Origin of the sequence: Halomonas sp. ISL-56 (genome assembly GCF_018612805.1) — a bacterium.
Classification (GTDB): Bacteria; Pseudomonadota; Gammaproteobacteria; order Pseudomonadales; family Halomonadaceae; genus Vreelandella.
The window spans coordinates 403,402-415,470 of sequence record NZ_JAGGRO010000011.1; the positions used below are offsets into that span (position 1 = coordinate 403,402).

Sequence of the window (12,069 nt, forward strand, 5' to 3'; positions counted from 1 at the left end):
CATGCAAAACACTCTTCAAGGCATCCGCGGGCCGGCCATTTTCCTGGCCCAATTTATCGGCGACGAAGCGCCTTTCGATAGCCTAGACAGCATCGCCAGCTGGGCGGCCGAACAGGGTTATCACGCCATTCAGCTACCCACTGTGGATAGTCGTTTTATCGACTTGCATAAAGCAGCTGAAAGCCAGGCTTACTGCGACGAGCTAAACGCCCGCTGTGAAAAGGCTGGCGTTGTGATCAGCGAACTCTCTACCCACTTACAGGGCCAATTGGTCGCCGTACATCCCGCCTGCGACGACTTATTCGATGATTTCGCCCCCGCCGAACTGCACGGCAACCCTCAAGCGCGCACCGAATGGGCTATTGAGCAGCTGATACTCGCTGCCAAAGCCAGCCAACGGCTGGGCTTAACCGCCCACGCGACGTTTTCCGGGGCGCTGCTATGGCCCTTCGTTTATCCCTGGCCCCAGCGTCCCGAGGGGCTAGTCGAAGAAGGTTTTAATGAGCTGGCCCGGCGATGGCGGCCCATTCTGGATGCCTTTGGCGAAGCAGGCGTTGACCTGTGCTTTGAAATCCACCCCGGTGAAGACCTACACGACGGCGCCTCTTTCGAGCGCTTTCTGGCCGCAGTGGACAACCATCCACGGGCAAAAATTCTTTTTGACCCCAGCCATTTACTGCTCCAGCAGCTGGATTATCTCGATTTTATCGACCGCTATCACGCGCGTATTGGCATGTTCCACGTTAAAGACGCTGAGTTTAATCCCAATGGCCGCAGCGGCGTTTATGGCGGTTACCAGGGCTGGGTAGAACGCCCCGGCCGCTTCCGTTCGTTAGGCGATGGGCAGGTGGATTTCAGCGGGATTTTTAGTCGGCTAACCCAGTACGGGTTCGATGGCTGGGCGGTGCTTGAGTGGGAGTGCTGTATTAAGGACGCCGCCCAAGGCGCCGCAGAAGGCGCGGCTTTTATCGAGGCGCACCTGATTCAACCTACCGGTCGCGCCTTTGACGACTTTGCCGGTGTTGCTGCCAGCCCTTCTCGCAACCGACGAATTCTCGGTCTTCCTCCACACCGCTAATTGATTGTTTTAAATCAAGACAGCAATCACGACCGCAGTCTCAACCACAACCACAACAAAGGATCACGTCATGGCTATGATACGCACACGACTAAGCATCATGATGTTTTTGCAGTTCTTTATCTGGGGAGGCTGGTTTGTCACCTTGGGTACCTTCCTGGCCAATAACCTCAGCGCCAGCGGTGGCCAAATTGGCATGGCCTTCTCCACCCAATCCTGGGGCGCCATCATCGCTCCCTTTATTATCGGCTTGATCGCTGACCGTTATTTTAACGCCGAACGCATTCTCGCTGTGCTGCACTTAGCAGGCGCAGGGCTAATGTACGGCCTCTATGTGGCCAGCGATTTCAGCACCTTTTACCCGCTGGTGCTGATGTACATGATTGTCTATATGCCCACCTTGGCGCTGGTCAACTCGGTCTCCTTCCGCCAAATGAGCGACCCAGGCCAAGAGTTCGCCAAAATCCGCGTGTGGGGAACCATTGGCTGGATTATCGCTGGCCTGGGTATCAGCTACTTGTTCGCCTGGGACTCATCCCAGGGCATTGCTGACGGCATGCTGCGTAACACCTTCCTGATGTGCGCCATCGCGTCATTAGCCCTTGGCCTTTACAGCTTCAGCCTGCCCGCAACACCGCCTAAAGCAGACGGCCCCGTGGGTTTAAAAGAAGTGCTAGGGCTCGATGCGCTGGCCCTGCTGAAAGACCGCAACTACGCCATCTTCTTTATTGCCTCGATATTGATCTGCATTCCGCTGGCGTTTTACTACCAAAACGCTAACCCCTTCCTGGCCGAAATCGGCGTTACCAACCCAACCGGCAAAATGACCCTGGGCCAGGTATCAGAAGTGTTGTTTATGCTGCTGCTACCGGTGTTTATTCACCGCTTTGGTATCAAGAAAACCTTGCTGATTGGCATGTTGGCCTGGGCGCTGCGCTATGCGCTGTTTGCCTTCGGTAACGCCGATGAGATGGTGTTTATGCTCCTGATCGGCATTGCCCTGCATGGGGTGTGCTATGACTTCTTCTTCGTAACCGGCCAGATCTATACCGATGCCCGCGCAGGTGAAAAATTCAAAAGCTCTGCCCAAGGCATGATCACACTGGCCACTTACGGTGTAGGCATGCTGATAGGCTTCTGGGTCGCGGGTCAGATTACCGACCACTTCTCCACCAACGGCGCCCACGACTGGCAGGGTATTTGGATGTTCCCAGCGGCATTTGCTATCGCAGTGCTGGTGCTGTTCTTCCTCACTTTTAAAGACGATAAAAGCGTAACGGCTAAGCCTGACCTTTAAGGTGATAGAGCATTAAGTTAGCCGGGGCTTTAAAAGCACCCGGCTAATTATGCGTTGTACGAAAACTGCCCTAGCAAATACAACCCCAACACAATCAGTGTAATCAAGCCAACGACGCTACACCAAACGCCGTCATCTCGATGCCTATGCTGTTCAAGATATATCACTTTAGTCACCAAAGGATATTTACCCAAAGTAACTAGTTTACAGATTGGCCAACCAACCCAGTAACAAATTATTCTAAAGAATATCTCTGCAAGTATGTAACCTATTACCCTAAAAAACCCCTTGCCTACCTCTTCAAAAAAGCCGTCCATAAAATCCCTTTCGGTTAAGCGTAACAAGTAAATACACTACCCAAATCTGCTTTCTTCTCACTTCTATTTTTCCATAGTCGGGAATCGCAGCTGGCTTAATGGCTAGCGCTCACCTTCCAGTTCGTGCCATACACGCAGAATAATGATGACGCTCGTATGCACTGAATAGCGAATAACGTATTTACCAAAGACCATGTCATGAACGGAATCCGGTGCCATTTCAACAGGCGTTCCCATGTTGGGAAAGTCTGGCAGTAAGTCGATTTTGCCGACTAGCTCTGTAGCTATCCTGCCTGCTGCTGAAGGATTATGGATGGCGATAAACTCTCTAAGGCGCTTCAAATCTTCAATGGCTTCATCCGTGTAAACCAGTTTCACTTACCCGACCTCGGTGCATCCTGCTCGTTTTCGGCTCCCCAGCTATTGAGCCAACGATGAACCTCGCTGCTATCAACAACTTTCCCCTGTGCTGCAGACTCCATCGCCTCCAGCGTTTGCTTCCAACGCTCTTGCTCAAGCTGTTGCTTCTCGATGTATTCCGATAACGCCTGATTGATCACCCAGCCTTTGCTCCGGTGGAGCCTGCTCGCGATAGCTTCCAGATGCTGTTCAACGTCTGACTGAAGACGAACTGTAGTGACACCCATATCGATACCCTCACTTCCGACGACTACAATGTATTACAGCATAGTCAATGAGAGCGATACAAAAAAGCCCAGCCCCCAAATACTATCTAGCATCAGAAGACTGGGCTGGCTCGCTTAGGGTGCTTATAAACGCCCTGCTATAGCTCTCTTACCCATATATTGCGAAAGCTAACGTCCGCATCGTGATCCTGCAGGTAAATGGGCGCGCAGCCGTGGGCTTCGTCGTAGTTGGGTTCGCCAATCCATTCGGTGGTGCCTTGCACTTCTGCATGGTGCTGAACCACCACCCCGTTATGCAGAACTGTGACGTAGGCGGGAGATTCAAGAGCTCCCTCATCATCAAAGCGTGGCGCGGTGTAGAGGATGTTATAGCTCTGCCACTCACCCGGCGGGCGCGATGCATTGACCAGCGGAATATGCTGCTTGTAGATGGATGCCGCTTGGCCGTTGGGATAAGTCGGGTTCTCGTAGGAGTCCAGCACCTGGACTTCATAGCGTTCCTGTAGGAAGACACCGCTATTGCCCCGATCTTGACCATCCATGCCTTCAAGATCCTCTGGAGAACGCCACTCCAGGTAGAGCTGCACATCGCAGAAATCCTGACGCGTGCGAATGCCTCCCGTGCCACGGTTCACCGTCATTGTGCCCTCTTCCACGTGCCACTCAGCCGGCCCACTCTCTTCGCCTTCCCAGGCGTCTAAATCGGTGCCATCGAACAGCACGATCGCATCGGATGGTGCGCCCGCCTCAGGCACTGAAACAGCAGTGGGCACAGGTTCCCACACTTCGGTTTTGGCAGATTGCTGTTCGGGTGTTAGTGCCTCTTGTGAGGCGCCTTCCTGTGCCACGCTGTCGAAGGCTATTAAACTGCCACAGGCCAATAAGCAAAGCGTCGGGGCACAGAAACGCGGTTTTTGACCGTAAGTATGCTGATTTTTCATCAATGCTCTCCGCTCCATTAGGTTGCCCAGGCGGGCTCGCCGTTATAAGGCGCACAGCCGTCATAGCTTCCCGGCACCGCTTCGTAGCGCAAGACTTCTGTCGCGCCGACTTCAGAAGTGAAAAAGCCGAACAGCGTTAACTGCTTCATCATGGTGAAGTAGTGTGGCAGTGCTTCCTCGCTCTCCGCATGCTCCTGGGATGCAAGGGTTTCTGCGGTTTGATTTTGAGCGGTCTGGGTTTCTATCGTCAGTGCTTCAGCGGGAGTTGGCTGTTTGTGGGCTTGTTGCTCGGTGTGCGCCATCGCTTCCCGGTCTAATTCCGTTACCAGTTCTAAGCGCTGCTGATTGCTTAACGCCATAAAATCACGCTGATAGGCCGCGCGGCTACGCGCCTCAAGCTGCGCTAAACCAAAATAAAACACTTCTCTTTCAGAGGGCGTGTAGCAGTCGCTAACAAACACGGCCATAAACTCCCCGACGCCAGCATCTTTGGCGCCAGGGGTATCGGTTCTGGGTAGAATGGTTTCGGCAAGTTCGTCCAGTCGCTCTACATCCTGACTGCTAAAGGAGTGATCTGCCTGGCTAGTATCGCTAAAGGCAAACAGGGACTTGCCCCCAATCATCGCTGTACCGGTCGTCAGCGCGATCATTTTGAGTAGCTCGCGACGATTCATGACAGGTTCCCCCGCTTAAGCTCTTCCACGGCATAGTCGACCGCCCGAGCGGTAAGTGCCATGTAGGTTAAAGATGGATTCACGCAAGAGGATGACGTCATGCAGGCGCCATCCGTGACAAACACATTGGGGGCGTCCCACAGCTGATTGTGGCTATTGAGCACGGATGTTTTCGGGTCACGGCCCATCCGCGCAGTGCCCATTTCATGAATGCCCATGCCCGGCGCGTAATCACCTACGTCGCCTTTGACGTTTTTTACGCCAGCGGCTTCTAGCAGATCGACCGCATCCTGAACCATGTCTCGGCGCATATCGCGCTCGTTTTGCTTGAGTTCCACATTGATCGACAGCACCGGCAGCCCCCACTTATCGCGAACGCTATGATCCAGAGAAATACGGTTATCGTGGTCGGGCAGCATTTCGCCGAAGCCCGTCATGCCGATCGTCCAACCGCCTGGCTGGGTGAGTGCTTGCTTTAAATCAGCGCCGATATTGAGCTCGGCAATTTCGCGATCCCAGCCCTGGCGGCTTGCCGCGCCCTGATAACCAAACCCCCGCACATAGCTCCGCTGCTCATCGCCTACATTGCGAAAACGCGGGATGTAAAAGCCTGCGGGGCGGCGTCCAAAATAGTATTTATCCAGATAGCCTTCCACATCGCCGCTGGCACCGCAGCGGAAGTGGTGATCCATCACGTTGTGGCCCAGTTCACCGCTGCTACTGCCCAAGCCACCTTCCCAGACATCGGTGGCAGAGTTCATCAGAATCCAGGTGGTGTTGAAGGTCGAGGCGTTGAGAAACACTACATCGGCGGTGTACTCGTGGGTTTCATGGGTTTCGGCATCAATCACCTCAACGCCTCGCGCCCGCTGGCGGTCTTTGTCATACAGCACCTGGCTGACAATCGAGAAGGGCCGCAAGGTTAGATTACCGGTGGCTACCGCCGCAGGCAGCGTGGCGGACTGGGTGCTGAAATAGGCGCCATAGGGGCAGCCCAGCCAGCACTTATTACGGTATTGGCAGTTGACGCGATTCTGTTCCGGTTTTGGTTGGGTAATATTGGCCACCCGGCTGTGGATAAGATGACGCTGGCCGCCAAACGCCTCTTTAATGCGCTTGGCGGCGTCTTTTTCCACACAGTTAAGCGGTATCGGCGGTAGAAACTCGCCATCGGGAAGGATATCCAGCCCCTCCTGGGTGCCCGCGATACCGGCAAAGCGCTCCACATAGTCGTACCACGGGGCAATATCTTCGTAGCGAATCGGCCAGTCAATAGCAATGCCTTCACGCTGGTTGGCCTCAAAATCCATTGGGCTTAGCCGGTAGCTTTGCCGCCCCCACAGTAGTGAGCGCCCGCCTACGTGATAGCCACGAAACCAGTCGAAGCGTTTCTCTTCAACGTAGGGATTGGCCTGTTCATCCGCCCACATGCCCATGGTGGCTTCATTGAGGGGATAGTCGCGCCTGAGCACCGGGTGCTTGGCGATCATCTCCTGGGTTGGCTCATTGCGGTGAGGATAATCCCACGCTTCTTTATGGGCATTGTGGTAATCCTTCACGTGCTCAATATTGCGCCCACGCTCAAGCAGTAATACTTTTAAGCCTTTCTCGGTGAGTTCTTTAGCAGCCCAACCGCCGCTAATACCTGAACCAACCACGATGGCATCGTAGTGATTATCTGGCATTGTCATCTTCCTTACTGTGTTGTTATTGGGATTTTATGTTGGCGTCGAATCACACATCACAGAGCTGAATAGCCGCCTGCAGTGATGCTATCTTTGCCTGTTGGCTAGTCCGGTCAGGGAGAAACTCTTGGGCGATATAGCCCTTAAAGCCGGTATCCCGAATGGCGCGACAAATCGCGGGATAGTTGAGCTCTTGGGTGTCATCTATTTCATGCCGCCCAGGCACACCGGCCGTATGGTAATGGCCGAAAAAGTGATGGTTTTCTCGAATAGTGCGAATGACATCACCTTCACTAATCTGCATGTGGTAGATGTCGTAGAGCAGTTTGAAGTTGGGTGAGTCAAGGCGGCGGCAGAGCTCAATGCCCCAGGCAGAGTTATCGCAAAGGTAATCGGGGTGGTCGATTTTGCTGTTGAACAGCTCCATTTGCAGCACCACGCCCTTTGACTCCGCATGGGCGATCACCTGCTTTAAACCCACTTCAGCATTATCCAGACCTTGATCGGGGGTCATACCCCGGGCATTACCGCTAAAGCAGATTAAGTTGGTGTAACCCGCTTGGCTGACCCGATCGATATGGCTGCGATAGCGATCAATCAGCTCGGCATGAAAACGGCTATCGCCCCAGCCATCTTCAAGACTCAGCTCGGCGCCATTACACATGGAGGAGTCGAGCCCATAGCGCTGAAGCACGGGCCACTCCTCGGGGCCCACCAGATCAATCGCCTTAATACCTAACTCATTTGAAAGCTGGCAAAGCTCCTCTAGCGAAAGAAAATCGAATGTCCAACGGGCGACAGAATGGTGGATATTGCCCTTTAAAGCCCGCAGTTCAGGCGTGTCGTCAGCTAGGGCTTTAGACCCAAGATGCGGTAGTGCAGCTAGGCCGATAGCACCTGTAACGCAGTGGCGCAGCAGGCTGCGCCGATCAATAAGGTAGCGCTTCATAAAGCATCCTCGCGTTTGTCATCTAAATGATGATGGCCAATGCGTGCCTTACTCTTCTCGAAGCGCTGCCAATTTCTCCGCTAGGAAGCTATTTCCTTCTGTAATCACCGCTTCAGCGTCTAGCGGCATATCGTGTTCTATGATGTACCACTCCACATCAGTGGCTTCGATAGCAGGTAGTATCGCGTCCCAATCCAGCACCCCTTTGCCGAGCGTGGCGAACCCACCCTCATCTTCAGCGGTGCCTTCTGGCGCGTTATCCTTGGCGTGTACGGCAAACAGTTGCCCATCAAAACGCGTTACGTACTCGACCGGGTCAAACCCACCCCGCGCTACCCAGGCGATATCTAATTCCGCCAATAGGTCAGATCCGGCCGCATCAAACAGATGCTCCAAGGCGGTTTTACCGTCATACACTTCCATCTCGAAATCATGGTTGTGATACGCCAACCGAAAACCTTCGGCATCTAGTTCAGCAGCAATCTCACCAAGCTCTTCTCCCAGCGCTTGCCAGCCTTCTGCATCGCTAGGGCGTGCGTCCTCGGCTAAATAAGGCATCGTCAGGGTGTCGTTACCTACCGCCTGATTAAAGGCCACCGTTTCATCTAAACGATTGCGCAGGTCATCCAACTGCACATGGCTTGAGATCACTTCAAGCGCATGCTCTTCTAACAACGCGTTAAGTTCTTCGGCCGTTACTTGCTGGGTGCCCACCGTTTCAATCGCCGAAATGCCCGCCCTATGCACGGCGGCTAACTGCTCCTCCAAACTGCCAAAATCACGCAGCGTGTACATTTGAACGGCGATGGGTAGCTCGGCTGAATTGCCTTGTGCTTGGGCAAAGCCAGGTGCACTTAGCGCTGACAGCGCCACAGCGCTGGCAGCCAATAGAGCATGTGAACTCATGCGTTTTAAACGTCGCGGGGTATCCATATCCACCTCGTTGTTGTTGAATTGTTATAGGTTGTGAAAGCGCCGATGCAAAAATGTAATCGGTTACATTTTTTTAGATCATCTTAGTTAAATGTGCAAGCCAGCCGCCTGCTCTACTGCTTAAAAGATGCCAAAAAAAACTTAACACCCTCATAAATCAATTCACAACCAGTTGGTTATAAACAACTTATAGACTATTAAAGAAAAACTTAATACTTTGGTATCACACAGCTGCGATGCTAAACAGTCGTTCGTCGCACTATTATTTTTGCCATCAGCCAAGCTGGTACAATGGCTATCATTTCCTTCTACCTACGGACATCAACGTGCCATTACGCGATTTACTGCTCGGCCTGTTTGTGATCGCCATTTGGGCGCTAAATATCATTGTGATTAAGGTCGGCGTGGCGGAGTTACCACCGCTGCTGATGACCACGCTGCGCTTTATGTTAGTGGCGGCACTGCTGGTGCCTTTCTACCCAGTGGCGCGGATACAGCTGCCCTTTTTGCTGCTGCTCTCAGTGACGTTTGGCAGCCTGCACTTTGCTCTGCTGTTTATTGGCCTGGAGCACGCTGAGGCGGGTACCGGCGCGCTACTGGTACAAATGGGGACGCCTTTTGCAACGCTATTGGCGGTAATTTTTCTGAAAGAGAAGCTGGGGCCCAAGCGTATCGCCGGGCTGCTGCTGTCGTTTGCCGGGGTCGTCGTGCTGGCGGGTGGGCCAACGTTACCCTCTCCGCTGCCGCTGGCGATTCTTTTGTGCAGTGCCATGGGCTGGGCGGTATCGCAGCTATTGATCAAGCGTGGCCCGCCGATTGCGCCGATGGCGCTGGCAGGCTGGATGGCCCTGTTTGCAGTGCCCCAGGTAGCGCTAGGCTCATGGCTGTTTGAGAGCGGTCAGTGGCAGGCGATGCAGCAGGCAACGTGGTTAGGCTGGGGGGCGATGATTTACACCGCCGTGATGTCATCGATTGTTGCTTACGGGATTTGGTACGCGCTGTTGCGCCGCCACCCGGTTAATCGCGTGGTGCCCATGACGCTACTCGTACCGGTACTGGCAGTCGGTCTGGGCGCACTGTTAATGGGGGACAGCCTAGGCGTGCATAAACTGGTGGGCGGCGGCTTAGTGGTCGCGGGTATTGCGCTGATTGTGATTAGATTTCGCCGCCGTCCACAGCCTGCTTAATCGGCAGGCTGGCAGAAACCGGCCTCATCAGGGATCGACACGCAGTCACCCACGGTGATGCCGCGCTCGGCAAAATAGCCGCCATTGACCTCTAGCGCTGAATGGTAAGCCGCACCCGCCGGATAAGAAGGGCAGTCACTTGGCGACGAGGACTCGCAGGGCTGCATGGTATTAATCGCCACGATGCGCCCGTCACCATCGATAAAGGCAATATCGAGGGGGATCAGCGTGCGGTACATCCAAAAAGCGTTGTTGGCCGACTGCTCGCTCTCAAAGCGAAACAGCATGCCGTGCTCTTCGGGCAAGCTCTCGCGCCCCATCAAGCCGCGCTGTCGCTGAGACATCGTCTCTGCCACTTCGACATCTAAACGGTGCGGGCCGCCTTCGCTGTGAATCGCCAGCGCCAGCGTCTGCATCTTTTGCGCCGATGCCTGCCCCCAAGCAAATGAACCAAGTAGCGACATCGGCAGCAGCGCCGCCAGCGGTAATAGTAACGATGCTTTAAGCAGCGTGCGACGCGTGGGATCCATGCTTACTTCCTTTTATCATGCGCATCTGCGCGAACTCGGTGGCCTCGCATCAGGTGAATGCCTGCCGCCAGTAATGAAACGTTGACCACAGCGCCGCAGGTTAACTGATTGCGCCGTGCGGCATGGGTGGCGATATCGAAACGTAACATATCACCATGGCTTGCGCGCAATGAAACTGACGTAATGCCGCCCAATGCCACCAACTCGCTGACCGTGGCCGTGATCGGGTTTTCCCGTTCCCCCTGGGAGGGGCGATCGCGGCGGTGAAGCACAATATCTGACGGCGGCAGATACCAGGTGACGCTTTCGCCCAAAGATAAATCATTGAGCCCATCGGCGACTTCCAGGCTGGTTTCACCCCACTGCAACCGTCGCTCACCCTCAAACTCCACAATAACGCCTTCAAACAAATTGTGACGATCCAACAAACGCGCGACTAACGGCGACGAAGGGCGATTAAATAGCGCTTCGGGGGTGCCCTGCTGAAGGCTTGTCCCGTTATGCAACACACAAATTTGGTCGGCTAGCGCGGAGGCTTCTTCCAGGTCGTGGGTGACCAGCACAATCGGAATGTCGATTTGCTGGCGGAGTAGCGCCAGTTCGCGCTGCAGGCGCCGCCGGGTAACCTGATCCACCGCCGAAAACGGCTCATCCAGCAACAACACTTTGGGCTCACGGGCTAAAGCGCGGGCCAACGCCACTCGCTGACGCTGACCACCAGAAAGCGCATTCGGGTAGCGCTCACCCAGCCCTTCCAAGCGCACCTTGGCAAGCCACTGTTCCGCTTGCTCCCGGCGCTGCGGTTGCGCTAAATGGCGCAGGGGGAGCTGAATATTTTGCGCGGCGGTTAGGTGGGGAAACAGCGCATAGTCCTGAAACACCATGCCGACCTGACGTCTCTGCGGCGAGAGTGAATGCTTACCTTCAGCGTCGAACCAAACGTCGCCCGCGCACGCCACTCGCCCACTGTGAGGGCGATAAAGCCCGGCGATGGTGCGCAGCAGCGTGGTTTTTCCGCTGCCCGATGGCCCGACTAGCGCCAGCAGTTCACCGGGGTGGCAAGCAAACTCGGCGGCCAGGGGAATCGGCCCCGTTTGATCGACCGCCACGCATAGCCCTTGAAACGGCTCTGCAACTGATCCTGCCACCCGAGAATCAGCCACGTGCCCACCGGCGCCCAGCCAGCCCATAGACGAGTCCCAGGGTAATAAAGGATACCAACAGCAGCAGCGCCGACATCTGCGCCGCGCCCTGTTCGTCGAAGGCTTGAACGCGATCATAAATCGCAATGGCGAGGGTGCGGGTTTCACCATCAATGGCGCCGCCCACCATTAAAATCACCCCGAACTCCCCCAACGTATGGGCAAAGGTGAGCGCAGCCGCTGACATAATCCCTGGCCATACCAGCGGCAGCTCAATGCGCAGCAACGTTTGCCAGGGGCTTAAACCGCTGCACCAGGCCGCCTCGCGTAGATTATGAGGAACGTGCTCAAAGGCGCGCTGAATCGGCTGAACGGCAAACGGCAGGTTGGCGATAAGAGAGGCCAGCAGGATGCCCGTAAAGGTGAAATTCAGCCCGCTACCGGTCATTTGTGCCCAAAAAGCGCCCACCGGCGCCTCGCGACCAAAGCTAAGCAGTAGATAAAAGCCCAGTACGGTAGGCGGTAACACCAACGGTAATGCGATCAGCGCTTCGCATAGCCCTTTGCCACGGAAACACGCGTAGGCCAGAGCACGGCCTAGCCAGATAGCGATAGGGATAAGAATCAGGCAGGTAAACCCGGCAAGGCGAAGCGAGACCGAAAGCGCTGACCAATCCATTAAGACCCCG

Annotated in this window: 13 protein-coding genes; 3 read left to right on the forward strand and 10 right to left on the reverse strand. The window is 54.9% G+C overall.

The features are described from left to right. The first annotated feature begins 1 nt into the window (after position 1). The gene (locus tag J7J49_RS09745; protein ID WP_215092144.1) at positions 2-1,078 is read left to right on the forward strand and encodes a sugar phosphate isomerase/epimerase family protein; all 1,077 of its coding nucleotides are present in this window, start codon (positions 2-4) and stop codon (positions 1,076-1,078) included. Positions 1,079-1,148: 70 nt separating this feature from the next. After that, complete coding sequence (locus J7J49_RS09750; protein WP_215092146.1) at positions 1,149-2,375, forward strand: nucleoside permease; 1,227 nt, start codon at positions 1,149-1,151, stop codon at positions 2,373-2,375. A 419-nt stretch (positions 2,376-2,794) separates the two neighbouring features. Here the strand turns inward: J7J49_RS09750 and J7J49_RS09755 are convergent, their stop codons facing one another. From J7J49_RS09755 to J7J49_RS09785, 7 genes are all read right to left on the reverse strand, one after another. Next, positions 2,795-3,070, reverse strand: a complete 276-nt coding sequence (locus J7J49_RS09755; RefSeq protein WP_215092148.1) for a type II toxin-antitoxin system RelE/ParE family toxin — start codon at positions 3,068-3,070, stop codon at positions 2,795-2,797. Beyond that, positions 3,067-3,339: a CopG family ribbon-helix-helix protein gene (locus J7J49_RS09760; RefSeq protein ID WP_215092150.1), complete on the reverse strand. Its 273-nt coding sequence runs from the start codon at positions 3,337-3,339 to the stop codon at positions 3,067-3,069. The genes J7J49_RS09755 and J7J49_RS09760 overlap by 4 nt, the downstream gene beginning before the upstream one ends. Before the next feature lie 137 nt (positions 3,340-3,476). Next, entirely contained in the window at positions 3,477-4,280 is an 804-nt protein-coding gene (locus J7J49_RS09765) for a 3-keto-disaccharide hydrolase (RefSeq protein WP_215092152.1), read from the reverse strand. Between the two features lie 17 nt (positions 4,281-4,297). After that, positions 4,298-4,954 carry a gluconate 2-dehydrogenase subunit 3 family protein gene (locus tag J7J49_RS09770; RefSeq protein ID WP_215092154.1) on the reverse strand — a complete coding sequence of 219 codons (657 nt, stop codon included), beginning with the start codon at positions 4,952-4,954 and terminating at the stop codon, positions 4,298-4,300. Continuing rightward, positions 4,951-6,639 (reverse strand): GMC oxidoreductase, encoded by a 1,689-nt coding sequence (locus tag J7J49_RS09775; RefSeq protein ID WP_215092156.1) that lies wholly within the window; start codon positions 6,637-6,639, stop codon positions 4,951-4,953. The genes J7J49_RS09770 and J7J49_RS09775 overlap by 4 nt, the downstream gene beginning before the upstream one ends. A 49-nt stretch (positions 6,640-6,688) precedes the next feature. Further along, the gene (locus J7J49_RS09780; protein ID WP_215092158.1) at positions 6,689-7,588 is read right to left on the reverse strand and encodes a hydroxypyruvate isomerase family protein; all 900 of its coding nucleotides are present in this window, start codon (positions 7,586-7,588) and stop codon (positions 6,689-6,691) included. Between the two features lie 48 nt (positions 7,589-7,636). Continuing rightward, on the reverse strand, positions 7,637-8,521 hold the full coding sequence (locus J7J49_RS09785; RefSeq protein ID WP_251048228.1) for a sugar phosphate isomerase/epimerase family protein: 885 nt from the start codon (positions 8,519-8,521) through the stop codon (positions 7,637-7,639). A gap of 326 nt (positions 8,522-8,847) precedes the next feature. Between J7J49_RS09785 and J7J49_RS09790 the strand changes: the two genes are divergently transcribed. Further along, positions 8,848-9,708: a DMT family transporter gene (locus J7J49_RS09790; RefSeq protein WP_215092162.1), complete on the forward strand. Its 861-nt coding sequence runs from the start codon at positions 8,848-8,850 to the stop codon at positions 9,706-9,708. On the opposite strand, the gene J7J49_RS09795 is transcribed toward J7J49_RS09790, so the two are convergent. Genes J7J49_RS09795 through modB form a run of 3 tightly spaced genes read right to left on the reverse strand, consistent with a single transcriptional unit; the run spans position 9,705 to position 12,059 of the window. Continuing rightward, positions 9,705-10,238, reverse strand: coding sequence for a DUF192 domain-containing protein (locus J7J49_RS09795; RefSeq protein WP_215092164.1), 534 nt, complete (start codon positions 10,236-10,238; stop codon positions 9,705-9,707). The two genes, J7J49_RS09790 and J7J49_RS09795, sit on opposite strands and share 4 nt — an antisense overlap. Before the next feature lie 2 nt (positions 10,239-10,240). Beyond that, complete coding sequence (locus tag J7J49_RS09800; RefSeq protein WP_215092165.1) at positions 10,241-11,428, reverse strand: ABC transporter ATP-binding protein; 1,188 nt, start codon at positions 11,426-11,428, stop codon at positions 10,241-10,243. After that, entirely contained in the window at positions 11,394-12,059 is a 666-nt protein-coding gene (gene modB, locus J7J49_RS09805; RefSeq protein ID WP_215092167.1) for a molybdate ABC transporter permease subunit, read from the reverse strand. The genes J7J49_RS09800 and modB overlap by 35 nt, the downstream gene beginning before the upstream one ends. Positions 12,060-12,069: the final 10 nt, after the last annotated feature.